This is a genomic window from Sphingomonas sp. NFR15, assembly GCF_900103265.1.
Taxonomy (GTDB): Bacteria; Pseudomonadota; Alphaproteobacteria; order Sphingomonadales; family Sphingomonadaceae; genus Sphingomonas; species Sphingomonas pollutisoli.
This window is the reverse complement of sequence record NZ_FMWX01000002.1, coordinates 522,505-536,165: the sequence shown is the minus strand read 5'-3', so window position 1 is coordinate 536,165 and position 13,661 is coordinate 522,505. Positions and strand designations below refer to the sequence as shown.

The window sequence follows — 13,661 nt, the reverse complement described above, 5'->3', positions numbered from 1 at the left end:
TAAACCGAAACTGAACGCCCTGGTTCAGTCTGCGTCGGCGTGGTCGCCGTACAAGCGGACATCAACCACGAACGGAGACACTTATGACCACGTCTTTCTCTTCACGCCGCAAGCTAGGCCTCGGCGCCGCCGCCATTGTATTGCTCGCCGTGGGCGGTGCCGCGGGTGCGGTCGCCGGTCACGCCATCCAGCCGTCGATCGCGATGGCGCCGACCCATGCGGTCGCGATCAAGAGTCTCGCCGATGACGGCGGCATCGTCACGGTGAAGGGTCGCGTCGCCGAGACCTATGGCAATCAGTTCACCATCGACGACGGCACCGGCAAGGCGCTGATCGATGGCGGCCCGGCGGTCGAGGACGGATCGCTCGCGCCGAAGGGGGCGATCGTCAGCGTGCAGGGCCGCTTCGATCGCGGCACGCTGCATCCGATGTTCCTCGTCGATCCTTCGGGCAAGGTCGTGGCGGTCGGACGTCCGCCGCATGGCCCCGGCGGTCCGGGTGGCCCTGGTCCGCATGGCCCCGGCCCGGGCGATGAAGGTCCGGATCGCGCCCCGCCGCCCCCGCCGCCGCCGGCTGGTGTCGCTCAGGCGGGAACGACTCCCGTACCAGTATCGGCAGGCCCCACGGCTCCCGCACCGGCACCCGCGCCAGCCGTGCAGAACGCGAACTGACGGAAGCCGGCTCGCCCTCACCCTTCCGGCGTCTACGGCGCCTCCCTCCCTCTCCCAATGGGAGAGGGAAGGGGCCCGCCCGGCGCAGCCGGGTGGGAAGGGTGAGGGTGACTTCAGCCCGCCGCCATGCCTTCTTCGGCATGCAGCGGGCTTTGCTCGAAGCCGATGCTCTTGCCGGTCTCGCCATACAGCACCGCCGTCGTCGGCACGCGCACTGTGCTCGCCCCGATCCTCACGGTTATGCTGGCGGCGTGGACGCCACGGTTCCGCGAGAACACCGGCCTCGCCACCCAGCGCAGATCGGTGGTGGCGCGGTGCCCGCCGGCGAGCCGCAGCGGCAGCATCACCGGGCCGGGGTGCATCCCGACCGGCGCGCGCCGCACCGCCGGCAGCACGCGCCCGCGCGAATCGCGGAACTGGATCGTGGGCAGCGCGGGCAGGGCGCAATCCCGCCCGGTGTTGCGGATCGAAAGTTGGGTGCCCGCGTGCGACATGCCGTTGAACGCCCCGTCGCGTCCATCGAGCGAAACGCGCAATTGCGCCGGACGGCAAGCGGGTGCGGCCGGCGTGCCGGTGAGGGCTTGCGCGGCGATCATCAGCGCGATCAGCGGCATCATCGTCTCCTTGGAGCTACGTGCCCGGCTTGAAGCGCGATGCGTGAACGCGCGATGACTAGCCGGCGGGGCGCGCGCGCATCGCCCAGCGCGCGACCATCAACACCGCGACCGTGCCGAGCCCGGCGGCAAGTCCGATCCACACGCCGACACCGCCCCAGCCAAGCCAGAAGCCGAGCGCCACCGCCGTCCCCAGTCCGACGATCCAATAGCCGATCAGCGCGAGCAGCATCGGCACGAACGTATCGTGCAGCCCGCGCAGCATCCCGGCGCCGACCGCCTGCGCGCCGTCGAAGAACTGGAACAGCGCCGCCACGATCAGGAACGATACCGCCAGCGAGACGACGTGCGCCTCGGCCGGCGTGTTAGAAGCGAGGAACAGCGCGACGAGGGGATGGCGGAACGTCAGCAGGATCGTCGCGGTACACGCCATGACCGCCATCGTGATGGCGAGCGCGACCCGCCCGGCGCGCGACACGCCCGCCGCGTCGCCCCGCCCGAACGCGAGCCCGACGCGCACCGTCGCCGCTTGTGCGAGCCCCAGCGGAATCATGAAGCACAGCGCCGCGAGTTGGATAGCGACCGCGTGCGCGGCGAGTTCGGGCGCGCCGATCAGCCCCATCAGGAACACCGCGCAGTTGAAGATCGTCACCTCCAGCCCGACCGTCACCGCGATCGGCAGGCCGAGCCGCCACAGCGCGCGATACCGCGGCCAGTCGGCGCGCCACCAGTTGCCGAACAGGTGGTAGCGGCGGAAGCGCCTGTGCCGCGAGACCACGACGGCGAGCCCGACGAACATCCACAGGTTCGACAGCGCGCTGCCGAGCCCGGCGCCGAACAGCCCGAGCGGGGGCAGGCCGAACCGTCCGAAGATCAGCGCATAATTGAGGACCGCGTTGAACAGCACCGCCGCCGCGCCGATGATGAACGCCCAGATCGGCCGCTCCAGCGCCGAGACGAACGCGCGCAACACATAATATCCCATCAGCGGCAGCAATCCGAGCATCATCGGGCGGACCAGCCGCACCGCGTCATGCGCGAGATCGGGCTGCTGGCCAAAGGCGAGCAGGATCGGCTCGGCCTGCCACAGCACCAGCCACATCGGCACCACCAGGGTCACCGAGACCCACAGCGCCTGCCGCACCGTGCGGCGCACGTCGCGCACCGCAGTGCTGCGCTCGCCGAGCGCGCGCGCGATCATCGGTGCTGCAGCGGTGACGAGGCCGGTGCCGAAGAACACGCAGGCATTGACGAGATTCACCCCGAGCGACGCCGCCGCCAGCGCATGCGGCCCGGCCCAGCCGAGCAGAACCACGTCGGTCGTCGCGATCAGCGCCTGCGCGAGATTGGTCAGCACCAGGGGATAGGCGAGCACCACCATCGCCAGTGCCTCGCGCCGCCACCAATGTCGTTCGTCCCGTGCCATGCGTCGCCGATGGACGGGTCGAGCGATCGGGGCAAGTCCGCCATGACGAAGCGAAAGCAGATACATAACGTCAAGTATCGGCAACGCACCGGCAACATGCGCGCGGCTATGGTTGGACGAATGACTGTAGCGCTACCATTTCCCGCTTGCGATTCCGCGAAGTCTGGTGTCCCTTGCGCCGCGTCGCGGTGAACGGATCGCGACGCCGACGCTGTGGGGGTGGATATGGCGCAGGACGCGATCGGAAGTCTGTCGAAAACGCTGGCGGAAATTCTTTCGCCGCACGGGCCGGCGGTGCAGGCGGCCAGCAGTTATACGCCTGGCGACTTCAGCGTGCATTTCTTCCTGCAACTGGCGGTGATCCTGCTGACGTGTCGTGTGGCCGGCTGGCTGGGGCAGAAAGTGCTCGGCCAGCCGCAGGTCGTCGGCGAGATGATCGCGGGCGTCATACTCGGCCCGTCGCTGCTCGGGCTGCTGTTTCCCGATTTCCAGCTCGCCTTGTTCCCCAAGGAAACGCGCAACGTGCTCTATGCGGGTGCGCAGCTCGGCGTGGGCCTGTATATGTTCCTGGTCGGGCTGACGCTCCGGCTCGATCACGTCCAGAGCAAGCTGCGCAGCGCGAGCATGGTCTCGGCGGCGGGCATCATCGTGCCGTTCCTGCTCGCCGCGCTGCTCGCACCGTGGCTGACCCGCATCGACGGTCTGTTCGCCCCCGGCATCAGCCCCGCCAACGCCACGCTGTTCCTCGGCGCGTGCATCGCGCTCACCGCCTTTCCGATGCTCGCGCGGATCATCAACGAACGCGGGCTGGCGGAGTCGTCGCTCGGCACGTTGTCGCTGACCGCGGGCGCGTTCGACGATGCCGCGTCCTGGTGCGTGCTGGCGGTGGTGCTGGCGACCTTCGGCGGCGGGCCCGGCGTCGCCTTGCTCGCGATCGGCGGCGCGCTGCTCTATGTCGCCTTCATGTTCCTCGTCGGGCGGCGGCTGCTCGCTCTGCTCGGCCGGGCGGTCGAGGCACGGGGCGAGATGAGCATGTCGGTGCTCGCCATCACGCTCGCCCTGTTCTGCCTGTCGGCCTTCCTCATGGACGCGATCGGTATCCACGCGATCTTCGGTGGCTTCCTGCTCGGCGCATGCATGCCGCGCGGGCTGTTCGTCGCCGAGCTGAAGCGCAAGGTCGAGCCGCTCGCGGTGGTGCTGCTGCTGCCGATGTTCTTCACCTATTCGGGGCTGAACACGCGGATGGACATGGTCAATTCGCCGCAACTGCTGCTGGTGGCGCTCGTCGTCCTCGCGGTGTCGGTGCTGGCGAAGTTCGGCGCGTGCTGGGCGGCGGCGCGGCTCTCGGGGGAGGACAATCGCACCGCGCTCGGCATCGGCGCGCTGATGAACTCGCGCGGGCTGATGGAACTCATCATCATCAACATCGGGCTGCAAAAGGGCATCATCGGCCCGACGTTGTTCGCGATGCTCGTGCTGATGGCGATCGTCACGACGATGATGGCCGGACCGCTGTTCGAGCTCGTCTATGGCCGCCGCGCGCGCGCCGAGGGCGAAATCGGCACGCTCGACACGCTTATGGTGGCCAAAGCCGCCTGAATCGGGGAATTGCATGAAGAACGTGGCTGCGGGCGCGCTGGCGCTCGCGGCCTGTGTGGCGGGTGCGTCCGCCGCACGGGCACAGGATGTCGTGCTCAAGCCGCTGATCGACGCGCGGCTGCGCTACGAACATGTCGATCAGCAGGGCATCGCCGACACCGCCGACGCGGTGACGCTGCGCGTGCGCAGCGGCGTGCAGGCGAGCACCGGGCCGTTCTCGGCGCTGGTCGAGTCGGAGAGCACCCTCGCGATCGGCCCGCACTATAACGATGGTTATAACGGCAAGCCGCTGCCGGTGGTGGGCGATGCGGAGAACATCGAACTCAACCGCGCGCAACTCCGCTATGCCGATCACGGCGTCGGCCTCACCGCCGGGCGGCAATTGGTCGAACTCGGCGACCAGCGCTTCGTCGGCTCGGCGAATTGGCGGCAGAACCGGCGCACCTTCGATGCGGTGCGCGGGCAGTGGGCAGTGTCGCCCCGCCTCGCCGTGGATGCGACCTATTCCTGGTCGGTGCGCGATATCACCGGTATCCAGGGAACGCCCGAGCGCCCCCAGGCGATCGACGGCAATTTCTGGTTCGGCACTGTCGCCTATACGGCGCCGCTCGGCACGCTCTCGGGTTTCGCCTATCTGCTCGACGAGCGATCGAACGGCATCGCCGGCGCCCGCCTGTCGAGCCAAACCTATGGCGGACGCTATGCGGGCACCCAGACGTTCGGCGGCGCATGGAAGCTCGGCTATATCGCCAGCGTCGCACGGCAGAGCGATTACGCACGCAACCCCAACCGCTATGCGGCGACCTATTGGCTCGGCGAGGCGACCCTGTCGCGCAAGGCGTTGAGCGGCACGGTCGGCTACGAGGCGCTCGGCGCCGCGCGCGGTGATGCCGCAGGGCGCGCGCTGACCAGCGTGCAGACGCCGCTCGGGTCGATCTTCGGCTTCCAGGGGTGGGCCGACAAGTTCGCCACCACCCCGCCGGACGGCGTGCGCGACGGCTATGTGACGGTCGGCGCCAATTGGAAACATGCCGGGGCGCTGAGCGGCTATGGCATCAGCGCGAGCTTCCACCGCTTCGACAGCGATCGCATGTCGCGCCATTATGGTGACGAACTGGATGTCGTCGCGCAGGCGAAGATCGCGCGCTATACGGTCGGCGCACGCTACGCGCATTATCGTGCCGACGCGTTTGCGACCGATACCGACAAGCTGTGGCTGTCGGTGGAATGGGTGTTCAACTGACGCGCGCGGCGAAACTCAAGGTCTATCGTACCCCCATCGGGTTTCATGACGCCTATGTCGCGGCGCCAAGTCAAAAAGCGGCGCTGGCGGCCTGGGGCAGCGAGCATGATCTGTTCGCGCGCGGGGTCGCCGAGCGCGTCGAGGATCCCGAACTCACCCGCGAGCCGCTCGCGCGGCCCGGCGAGGTGATCCGCCGCTCACGCGGCACCACCGCCGAACAGATCGCCGCGCTTCCCGCCGATCGCCCGAAGCGGGCACCTCGGGCGGCGGTAGAGCCATCGCCGCCTTCCACCACCAAGCCCAAGCCGAAGCCCAAACCGGATCGCGCACCACGCGACGCGGCACGCGCCGCGCTCGACGCCGCCGCCGCCCGCCACCGTCGCGAGATCGACGCGCTCGCCGCGCGCGAGGCGGCGCTGGCCCGCGAACGGCGCGAGACCGAACGGCGCCAGGCGGCGGAGCTCGCGAAGCTGCGCGACGAGGCCGAGCGGGCCCAGGCCACTTATGACGCGGCGATGCGGCGGTGGCGCGGCTAGCCGCCGCGGCCGCGGCCGGGTCAGCCTTCCAGGTCGACGACGTTCAACCCCGGCGCGCCGATCGCCACGGCCCCGGCCTGGATGCGCGCGACGATACGCAGGCCAGCGGCGCGCCCGGCCGCCCAACGCTGCTCGATCGTCGATCCAGAGAAGTCGAGCGCCTTGCCCGCCACCTCGTCGTCCTGCTCGGTATAGGCGACCCTCAGCAACGCTAACCGGCTCTCGCCGTGCTGGTCATACGCGGCCTGCCACCGTGCGATCGTGCGGCGGGATTGTGCCGCGAAGATCAGATCCTGCATGCGGTTGGCGGCTTCGCCGAGCGTCGCCGGCAGCGGCCCGCACAACGGCAGGAGATCGACGGCGATGCACAGGGTCGGCCGCGCGGGCGCATCGGCCAGCACGGGATCGAGCGGGAGGTTCGCCGACAGCCCGCCATCGACCATCCAGCGGCCGTCGATCTCGACCGGCGGGAACACGACCGGCAGCGCGGCACTGGCAAGGATGTGATCCGGTCCGATCGCCCGGTGCCGGCTGTCGAAGGCGACATCGGCTCCGGTCTCGAGATCGACCGCCGTCGCGGTGAACCGGCACGGGCCGGCATTCAAAAGATCGAAATCGATCAGCCGCGCGAGCGTGACGCCGAGTTGGTCGGTCTCGAAGAGGGACGGCTTGGCGTCGGTCCACGGCGTGAGCGAGGACAGAAGCGGTCCGAACGCGCCCGGCCGTCCGGCCGCCGCCGTCCAGGCGACCGCCGTGGTCCGTCGGGCGGTTTCGATCGCGGATGGAAGCCACGGCGTCGCCATGCCCGTCGCGCCCAGCGGGTTCGGGCGCCAGAACGCCCGCAGCGTCTCGATCCTTCGGTCTGGCGCCGATCCGACGATCAGTGCGCCGTTGATCGCGCCGATCGAAGCGCCAACCACCCAATCGGGCTGGAGGCCGTGCGTGTGCAGCGTCTCGTACACACCCGCTTCGAACGCCCCGAGCGCGTTGCCGCCGCTCAGCACGAGCACGACATCGAAGTCGCGTTCCGCTTTCGGAGCGGCGGTGTCGGGCGTCATCGCCGCGCCCGCATCATGCGCGCGCCGAGGGCCAGCGCCGCTCCCCCGCTCAGTATCCCCAGCATCACCATCGGCGATGCCGCTTTCTGGATCTGCAACGCAACGCTCGAACCCCGCGCGCTGGCGTGCCGGCTGCCGCGCAGGGCGTTCGCGCGGGGATGGTAGAGATTGTCCCACCGCGCCGGGTCTCCCGCATCGCCGGGCTCTTGTTGCTGCCGCGTGCCGGCCACCGCCATGATCGCGTCGGTAAGGCGCGGCGCCGCGCGTCCGAGCAGCGAGGACAGCAGCCCGCCGCCACCGGCATATAGCGTCCGGCGCGGGGTGGCGCAGGCGAACAGGATTGCATCGGCGACGACCTCCGGCGTGTAGAGCGGCGGCGGCAAGCGCGCCGGCTCATCCATGAAGTTGCGGGCGTGTTCGGGGAAGGGTGTGTCGACCGCGCCCGGCTTGATCAGAGTCACCGAAATGCCGGCGCCCGCCTGTTCGAGTTCCATGCGCAGCGTGTCGGTAAGCGCCTGGACCGCGTGCTTCGTCGCGCAATATGGCCCCTGTTGCACGATCGCGCGGTCGCCGAGGATCGAGCCGACGTTGATGATCGCGCCGCCCCCGCGCGCCCGCAGATGCCGCGCCGCGACCAGCGAGCCGTGGAGGACGCCGAAATAATTGACGTCGAACACGCGGCGATGGTCCGCGATCGGCACTTGCTCGAGCGTCCCGTAGGTACCCGTGCCGGCGTTGTTGACCCAGGTATCGAAGCCACCGAACGCCGCGACGGCGACCGTGACGATCCGCTCGACCGCGACGGGGTCGCTCACATCGGCGGCGCAGATGGCGATACGCGCGCCCTTGGCGGAAAGCCGCTCGTGGAGCGCGTCGAGCGCGGCACGGTCGCGCGCCACGGCGACCACGGCGGCGCCTTGGGCAGTCGCGGCTTCGACGGTCGCGAGGCCGTTGCCGCTGGTCGCCCCCGTCACGACGAGCGCCTGCTCGCGGAGCGGCTTCAATTGGATCGCCATGTCATGTCCTTGGCCGGTGTGGTGCGGCGTGCGCCGCGCGGTGTCGGTCGATGCGGGCGGCAGACGCGCCCGTCGCCCCAACGATCAACGTCGCCGAAAGGGGGCATGATCGTTTCGCGCGATCGTTTCCGCATCGGCCGGGCCCGATCCGCGCGCCCGCTCGTTGAGGGCTCACCGATATGGGAGTGTAGCATGTCCGACGATCGAGCGAACACGAACGAGGGTGCGGATCCCTCGAACGACATCCACAAGCAGAACCCCGGCGGGACGACGACGAACGACCTCACGCGCGGGCAGCAGGACGGCAGCGACGCGGCCGATGAAGCCGAGGAGATGGAAGAGGTCCAGAAAGAGGCCGCCGAGGAACGCGAGGAAAACGGCGGCTACCAATAGGCGCGGGAGTCCGGCCCCGACGCGGGCGTCGGGGCCGAAAGCGCTATTCAGGGCGGCGAGCGGTCGCCGCCCCGATCAGCCGATGCCGCGCTGCAACGCGCGCATCAATCGCGCCGAGAACGCACGCGGATCGACCGGGAGTTCGCCGTCGGCGATCCGGGCTTCGTCGAACAGCAGGTGCGCCGCGTCGGCGCGCGCGTCCGCGTCGCCCGTCTCGAGTCCGCTCAGCTTCTCGATGAGCGCGTGGCGCGGGTTGATCTCCAGCACCGGCTTCGCCGCCGCGTCGAGTCTGCCGGCGCCGGCAAGCAGCTTCTCGAGCTGGCGGTCCATGCCATGTTCGGGCGCGACGAGGCAGACCGCGCTCTCGGTGAGCCGATCGGACGCGCGCACGTCGGCGACGGCGTCACCCAGCGTCTCCTTCACGAACGCGATGAAGCCGTTCACCGCCTCGGAAGCGGCTGGGGCCGGGTGTTCGCCGTCCGCCAGCGGGATCAGGCTGAGATCGGCGAGACCCTGCGTCACCGATTTGAACGGCTTGCCTTCATAGTCCATCCCCGAGGCGACCCAGAAGCTGTCCACCTGGTCGGCGAGCAGCAAGACCTCGATCCCGCGCGCGCGGAAGCCTTCGAGTTGCGGGGAGGTGGCAAGACGATCGAGATCGGTGCCGGTCGCATAATAGATCGCGGTCTGATTGTCCTTCAGGCCGCCGACATAGTCCTCGAGCGAACGCCATTCGCCCCCCGACGCGGTGGTCTTGAAGCGCGCGAGCCCGAGCAACGTCTCGCGCCGCGCGTAATCCTCGTAGAGACCTTCCTTGAGAACCGCGCCGAAATTCTCCCAGAGCTTGACGTAGCGGTCGGCATCGCTGGTCGAGAGCTTGTCGAGTTCCGACAGGACGCGGTTCGCTACGGCTTTCTGGATCGCGGCGAGAACTGGGCTTTCCTGAATCATCTCGCGCGAGACGTTGAGCGGGAGATCGTTCGAATCGACCAGGCCGCGCACGAAACGCAGGTATCGCGGCAGGATCTGCGCCTCGTCGGTGATGAACACCCGGCGCACATAGAGTTTCATGCGGCCGGCGCGGTCGGGATCGAACAGGTCGAACGGCTTGGTCTCGGGCACGAACGCGAGCACGGTATATTCGTGCAGCCCTTCGGCGCGGTAGTGCAGCGTCAGCGCCGGCTCGTCGAACTGCCCGGCCGCGCTGCGATAGAAATCCTTGTAGTCCTCGGCCGTGATCTCGGATTTCGGCTTGGTCCACAGCGCCGCGCCGTCGGCGATCTGCTTCGGCTCGGCGTCCGGTGCGTCCTTCAGAAAGATCGGCACCGGCACATGGCCCGACTGGGTCTTGATGGTGCGCTCGACCGTGTAGCTCTCGGTATAGCTCGTCGCGTCCTCCTTCAGATGCAGCAGCACGCGGGTGCCGCGCGCCGGCGCATCGGCGGTGTCGACCGGCTGGATCGTATAGGTGCCCAGGCCATCGGACGCCCAGGACGCGGCGGTATCTGTGCCGGCGCGGCGCGAAATCACCTCGACCCGGTCGGCGACCATGAACGCCGAATAGAAACCCACGCCGAACTGGCCGATCAGATGGCTCTCCTGCGCGTCCTTGGCGCCGGCGATCTTGTCCATGAACGCCTTGGTGCCCGAGCGCGCGATCGTGCCGAGCGCATCGGCGAGTTCGGCTTCGCTCATGCCGATGCCATTGTCCTCGATCGTCAGGCGCCGGGCTTCGGCATCGAGCGTCACGGTGATGCGCGGCTGGCCGTCGTCGCCGAGCAGGGCGGGGTCGCTCAGCCCCTCGTAGCGGAGCTTCTCGCACGCGTCCGCCGCGTTCGAGATCAGTTCGCGCAGGAAGACGTCTTTGTCCGAATAGACAGAATGCACCATGAGGTGCAGCAGCTTGGCGACATCGGCTTCGAAGGAACGGGTTTCCGGCGCGGCTTCGGTCGTCGTGGTCATGCTGTTTCCCAATGATCTCCAAAGGTGGGTCGCGCAGCAGATGGCCGATGACCCCGCACCTTTCAAGGTCGCGCCCCGGCATCGCGCGTCATGTTTTCAGGCCACGCCGGTCGGGTCCGCGACCCGGCTTGGCGCGCGCCGGCCGCGCCCCCATCTATCGGCCATGCTCGAAGATGTGATCCGCCTTGGCCTCGTCGATGAAGACGAGATCGTGCTCGATGAAGCCGCGCTGTCGCTGGCGCGGCTGGACCACCCGGATGTGGATGAAGGACCATACCACCGCCTGCTCGAAGCCGTGGCGGTCCGGCTCGAGACGATCGGCGAGGGCGCCGCCACCGCGCACGAGCGCGCGGCGGCGCTGTCGTCCGTGCTCGCCGACGCGTTCGGCTTCGCGGGCGACCAGGCGACCTATGACGATCCGGCGAACGCCGATCTGATCCGCGTGATCGATCGGCGTCGCGGCCTGCCGGTCAGCCTGTCGATCCTGTACGTGTCCGCCGCGCGGCGGCTCGGCTGGGCGGCCAACGTGCTGGACGTGCCGGGCCATGTCCTCGTGTTGGTCGGTGATGCGAGCGCGCCGGTGATCGTCGATCCGTTTCGCGGCGGCGCTCTGGTGGAACCGGAGGATCTCGGCGCGCTGTTGATGGCGGCGAGCCCCGGCCCGTCGCCCGCCGTCCGCCACGTAGCGGCCATGCCGAACCGTGCGGTTCTGGTCAGGCTGCTGCTCAACCAGGCGATCCGGGCGGAGCGGTCGGGGAAGGGGCGTCGCGCGCTCGAACTCTACACGCGCATGACGATGATGGCGCCGGATCATGGGCCGGCATGGTGGGAGCGCGCCCGGCTCGAAGGCATCGACGGCGACGTGGCCGCGGCGAGGAACAGCCTTACGTCCCTGCTCGAAGTGACGCGCGACCCCGAACTGCGCGCCCGCGTCGCGGAGACGCTCACCGCGCTCGTAGCGCCCTGACGCGGCCGGCCGTCACCGCCCGGCGGCCCGCCGCGTCGGCCCGGTCACGGTCATCCCGGCGGCCTCGAATTGTCGGCGCAGCGTATCGAGGACCGGCTGTGTCACCGGCGGAAGCTCGGGGGTCGGTTTGCCCTTGAGCAAGCGCCGGCGCTCGGCGTCGGACGGCTCGATCCGGCGCACGCGCACCGCGGCCTGACCCGCCGCGCGAATGCCGAGCCGCTCGGCGGCGCCGCGCGACAAATCGATGATTCGCGGCCCCGGAATGAACGGGCCACGGTCGTTGATCCGCACGACGATCCGCCGTCCGGTGGCGAGCGCCGTGACCTCGACATAGGTCGGCAGCGGCAGCGTCGTATGCGCGGCGGTGATCCAGTCGGGGCGGAAACGCTCGCCGTTCGCGGTCCGGTTGCCTGATTCGCTGCCGTACCAGCTCGCATAGCCGAGCATGTCATAGGTGGGGTCGGCGGCCGGCACGAACGTCGTGCCGCGCACGACATAGGGTTTGCCGATCCGCACCGGAACGTCGCTCGGGGGTCGGAATGTGCCGCCGGCGCATGCGGAGAGCGCGAGCGCGCCGGCGAGACATGTCGATCGGGGTAACGCGAGACCAAACATGGGTTGAGTGTAGGCCAGCCCCGCGCCGGCGAAAAGCGGTCCCGCGCGCGGTCAGTCGCGGAGTTCGCTCGCCCCGAACTCGTGGAACACGTCTTCGATATCCTCGGCCATATCCGCATCGTCGAGCGTGACGGTGACTTTGACGCCGCCGTTCAACGCCGCGTCCTCCTCGCTGCCGTCCTCGAATTCGGTCTCGAGATCGGCGCCGCCCGCCTCGCTGCCGGCGCTGTTCTCGTCCGACGCGCTCTCGATTACGATATCGTCGCGGTCGATATCATGCTCCTGGACGAGATGTTCCACCGCGAGTTCCGCCTCGCGCCGCGTTTCGAAGGTCGCCGTGATCGTCGCCATGTCAGTCTCCCTGGTCTCGTGATGATGCCAGCGCCAACGCGCGCGCGCCGATTTGGTCCCGTGCGATCATCGCACAAATCGTCGTTCGCGAGATGCCCGCGCGCGGTCCGTCACCTGTTGACGCGGCGTTTTGTCGGACTATTGTTAACGCTAACGAAGAACAGGGGATGATGATGGGACGGATATTCGGTGCGACGGCTATCGTGGTGCTGGCGGCGTTGACGGCGGGGCCGTCCGGTGCGGCGGATCAGCCGAGGCCGGTTCCCGGATCGAACCCGATCGTCCGCGACAAGTTCACCGCCGATCCGGCGCCGCTCGTGGTCGGCAACACGCTCTACCTCTACGTCGATCATGACGAGGCGCAGCGCGACGAGATGTTCAACATGCGCGAGTGGCTGGTCTATTCGACCACCGACATGAAGACCTGGACCGCGCACCCCCCGGTCATGAAGGTCAGCGATTTCAAATGGGCCAAGAAAGACGCCTGGGCGCCGCAAGCGATCGAGAAGAACGGCAAGTTCTATTTCTACGCCCCCGTCGAACACGATAACACGCACCCCGGCAAGGCGATCGGCGTCGCGGTTTCGGACAAGCCGACCGGCCCGTTCGTCGATGCGCGCGGGTCGGCGCTCATCACCAACGAGATGACGCCCAAGGGGCCGCACAGTTGGGAGGACATCGATCCCACCGTGCTGACCGACACCGACGGCACCACCTGGATCGCCTGGGGCAACCGCAATTGCTACATCGCCAAGCTCAAGCCCAACATGATCGAGCTCGACGGCCCGATCACCGAGATCACGCCGCCGCATTACGAAGAGGGGCCGTGGCTGCATAAGCGCGGCAAGATGTACTATCTCACCTACGCGTCGCTCGATCGCGCGACCCAGCGCGACGAGCATGTCTCCTACGCCACCGCCCCGGCGATCACCGGGCCGTGGACGTATCGCGGCGAACTGACCGGATCGGGCAAGTACAGCTTCACGATCCATCCCGGCATCGCCGAGTTCAAGGGCAATTGGTACCTGTTCCTGCACAATGCGAACATCGCGATCGGTGACCAGAGCGGGGCGATCGGGCGGCGCGCGGTCACGGTCGAATATCTCCATTACAATCCCGACGGCACGATGAAGCCCGTGGTCCAGACCGAGGCAGGCGTCTCGGTGCCGCCCAAGTAAGGCGCCGGCAGGTCGCGCCGCCACAGCCGGCC

At 68.7% G+C, this 13,661-nt stretch carries 14 protein-coding genes; 7 read left to right on the top strand and 7 right to left on the bottom strand.

Annotated features, from left to right (window positions below):
- Window positions 1-83: 83 nt before the first annotated feature.
- Window positions 84-671, top strand: a complete 588-nt coding sequence (locus BLS81_RS07980; RefSeq protein ID WP_256326132.1) for a hypothetical protein — start codon at window positions 84-86, stop codon at window positions 669-671.
- 113 nt (window positions 672-784) lie between these two features.
- Here BLS81_RS07980 and BLS81_RS07975 read toward each other — a convergent pair whose 3' ends face one another.
- Both BLS81_RS07975 and BLS81_RS07970 read right to left on the bottom strand, forming a co-directional pair.
- A complete protein-coding gene (locus BLS81_RS07975; RefSeq protein WP_176787072.1) occupies window positions 785-1,285 on the bottom strand; it encodes a DUF4232 domain-containing protein in 501 nt (166 codons plus the stop codon).
- A gap of 58 nt (window positions 1,286-1,343) precedes the next feature.
- Window positions 1,344-2,711: an MATE family efflux transporter gene (locus tag BLS81_RS07970; protein WP_093222838.1), complete on the bottom strand. Its 1,368-nt coding sequence runs from the start codon at window positions 2,709-2,711 to the stop codon at window positions 1,344-1,346.
- Between the two features lie 225 nt (window positions 2,712-2,936).
- On the opposite strand from BLS81_RS07970, the gene BLS81_RS07965 reads away from it, so the two are divergent.
- The 3 genes from BLS81_RS07965 to BLS81_RS07955 are packed head-to-tail and all read left to right on the top strand — an operon-like array spanning window position 2,937 to window position 6,089.
- Complete coding sequence (locus BLS81_RS07965) at window positions 2,937-4,310, top strand: cation:proton antiporter (RefSeq protein WP_093222837.1); 1,374 nt, start codon at window positions 2,937-2,939, stop codon at window positions 4,308-4,310.
- 13 nt (window positions 4,311-4,323) lie between these two features.
- Window positions 4,324-5,553 (top strand): alginate export family protein, encoded by a 1,230-nt coding sequence (locus BLS81_RS07960; protein ID WP_093222835.1) that lies wholly within the window; start codon window positions 4,324-4,326, stop codon window positions 5,551-5,553.
- Window positions 5,538-6,089 carry a hypothetical protein gene (locus BLS81_RS07955; protein WP_256326131.1) on the top strand — a complete coding sequence of 184 codons (552 nt, stop codon included), beginning with the start codon at window positions 5,538-5,540 and terminating at the stop codon, window positions 6,087-6,089. The genes BLS81_RS07960 and BLS81_RS07955 overlap by 16 nt, the downstream gene beginning before the upstream one ends.
- 20 nt (window positions 6,090-6,109) lie before the next feature.
- On the opposite strand, the gene BLS81_RS07950 is transcribed toward BLS81_RS07955, so the two are convergent.
- Both BLS81_RS07950 and BLS81_RS07945 read right to left on the bottom strand, forming a co-directional pair.
- The gene (locus tag BLS81_RS07950) at window positions 6,110-7,147 is read right to left on the bottom strand and encodes a patatin-like phospholipase family protein (protein ID WP_093222834.1); all 1,038 of its coding nucleotides are present in this window, start codon (window positions 7,145-7,147) and stop codon (window positions 6,110-6,112) included.
- On the bottom strand, window positions 7,144-8,163 hold the full coding sequence (locus tag BLS81_RS07945; RefSeq protein WP_093223000.1) for an SDR family oxidoreductase: 1,020 nt from the start codon (window positions 8,161-8,163) through the stop codon (window positions 7,144-7,146). Before BLS81_RS07945 ends, BLS81_RS07950 begins: the two co-directional genes overlap by 4 nt.
- 192 nt (window positions 8,164-8,355) lie before the next feature.
- Between BLS81_RS07945 and BLS81_RS07940 the strand changes: the two genes are divergently transcribed.
- Complete coding sequence (locus BLS81_RS07940) at window positions 8,356-8,556, top strand: hypothetical protein (protein WP_143023320.1); 201 nt, start codon at window positions 8,356-8,358, stop codon at window positions 8,554-8,556.
- Window positions 8,557-8,631: 75 nt separating this feature from the next.
- Here BLS81_RS07940 and htpG read toward each other — a convergent pair whose 3' ends face one another.
- Complete coding sequence (htpG, locus tag BLS81_RS07935; RefSeq protein WP_093222831.1) at window positions 8,632-10,518, bottom strand: molecular chaperone HtpG; 1,887 nt, start codon at window positions 10,516-10,518, stop codon at window positions 8,632-8,634.
- Between the two features lie 163 nt (window positions 10,519-10,681).
- Here htpG and BLS81_RS07930 point away from each other — a divergent pair, with 163 nt between their 5' ends.
- The gene (locus BLS81_RS07930) at window positions 10,682-11,485 is read left to right on the top strand and encodes a SirB1 family protein (protein WP_093222999.1); all 804 of its coding nucleotides are present in this window, start codon (window positions 10,682-10,684) and stop codon (window positions 11,483-11,485) included.
- Between the two features lie 12 nt (window positions 11,486-11,497).
- Here BLS81_RS07930 and BLS81_RS07925 read toward each other — a convergent pair whose 3' ends face one another.
- Both BLS81_RS07925 and BLS81_RS07920 read right to left on the bottom strand, forming a co-directional pair.
- Window positions 11,498-12,100 (bottom strand): septal ring lytic transglycosylase RlpA family protein, encoded by a 603-nt coding sequence (locus BLS81_RS07925; RefSeq protein ID WP_093222829.1) that lies wholly within the window; start codon window positions 12,098-12,100, stop codon window positions 11,498-11,500.
- Window positions 12,101-12,151: 51 nt separating this feature from the next.
- The gene (locus BLS81_RS07920; protein ID WP_093222828.1) at window positions 12,152-12,451 is read right to left on the bottom strand and encodes a hypothetical protein; all 300 of its coding nucleotides are present in this window, start codon (window positions 12,449-12,451) and stop codon (window positions 12,152-12,154) included.
- Between the two features lie 173 nt (window positions 12,452-12,624).
- Between BLS81_RS07920 and BLS81_RS07915 the strand changes: the two genes are divergently transcribed.
- Complete coding sequence (locus BLS81_RS07915; protein ID WP_256326130.1) at window positions 12,625-13,629, top strand: glycoside hydrolase family 43 protein; 1,005 nt, start codon at window positions 12,625-12,627, stop codon at window positions 13,627-13,629.
- The last annotated feature ends 32 nt before the right edge of the window (window positions 13,630-13,661 follow it).

What these genes read in the sequence shown, in the direction of transcription:
- BLS81_RS07980 (WP_256326132.1), top strand. Translation starts at nt 84, where the DNA reads ATGACCACGTCTTTCTCTTCACGCCGCAAGCTAGGCCTCGGCGCCGCC.
- BLS81_RS07975 (WP_176787072.1), bottom strand. Translation starts at nt 1,285, where the DNA reads ATGCCGCTGATCGCGCTGATGATCGCCGCGCAAGCCCTCACCGGCACG.
- BLS81_RS07970 (WP_093222838.1), bottom strand. Translation starts at nt 2,711, where the DNA reads ATGGCACGGGACGAACGACATTGGTGGCGGCGCGAGGCACTGGCGATG.
- BLS81_RS07965 (WP_093222837.1), top strand. Translation starts at nt 2,937, where the DNA reads ATGGCGCAGGACGCGATCGGAAGTCTGTCGAAAACGCTGGCGGAAATT.
- BLS81_RS07960 (WP_093222835.1), top strand. Translation starts at nt 4,324, where the DNA reads ATGAAGAACGTGGCTGCGGGCGCGCTGGCGCTCGCGGCCTGTGTGGCG.
- BLS81_RS07955 (WP_256326131.1), top strand. Translation starts at nt 5,538, where the DNA reads ATGGGTGTTCAACTGACGCGCGCGGCGAAACTCAAGGTCTATCGTACC.
- BLS81_RS07950 (WP_093222834.1), bottom strand. Translation starts at nt 7,147, where the DNA reads ATGACGCCCGACACCGCCGCTCCGAAAGCGGAACGCGACTTCGATGTC.
- BLS81_RS07945 (WP_093223000.1), bottom strand. Translation starts at nt 8,163, where the DNA reads ATGGCGATCCAATTGAAGCCGCTCCGCGAGCAGGCGCTCGTCGTGACG.
- BLS81_RS07940 (WP_143023320.1), top strand. Translation starts at nt 8,356, where the DNA reads ATGTCCGACGATCGAGCGAACACGAACGAGGGTGCGGATCCCTCGAAC.
- htpG (WP_093222831.1), bottom strand. Translation starts at nt 10,518, where the DNA reads ATGACCACGACGACCGAAGCCGCGCCGGAAACCCGTTCCTTCGAAGCC.
- BLS81_RS07930 (WP_093222999.1), top strand. Translation starts at nt 10,682, where the DNA reads ATGCTCGAAGATGTGATCCGCCTTGGCCTCGTCGATGAAGACGAGATC.
- BLS81_RS07925 (WP_093222829.1), bottom strand. Translation starts at nt 12,100, where the DNA reads ATGTTTGGTCTCGCGTTACCCCGATCGACATGTCTCGCCGGCGCGCTC.
- BLS81_RS07920 (WP_093222828.1), bottom strand. Translation starts at nt 12,451, where the DNA reads ATGGCGACGATCACGGCGACCTTCGAAACGCGGCGCGAGGCGGAACTC.
- BLS81_RS07915 (WP_256326130.1), top strand. Translation starts at nt 12,625, where the DNA reads ATGGGACGGATATTCGGTGCGACGGCTATCGTGGTGCTGGCGGCGTTG.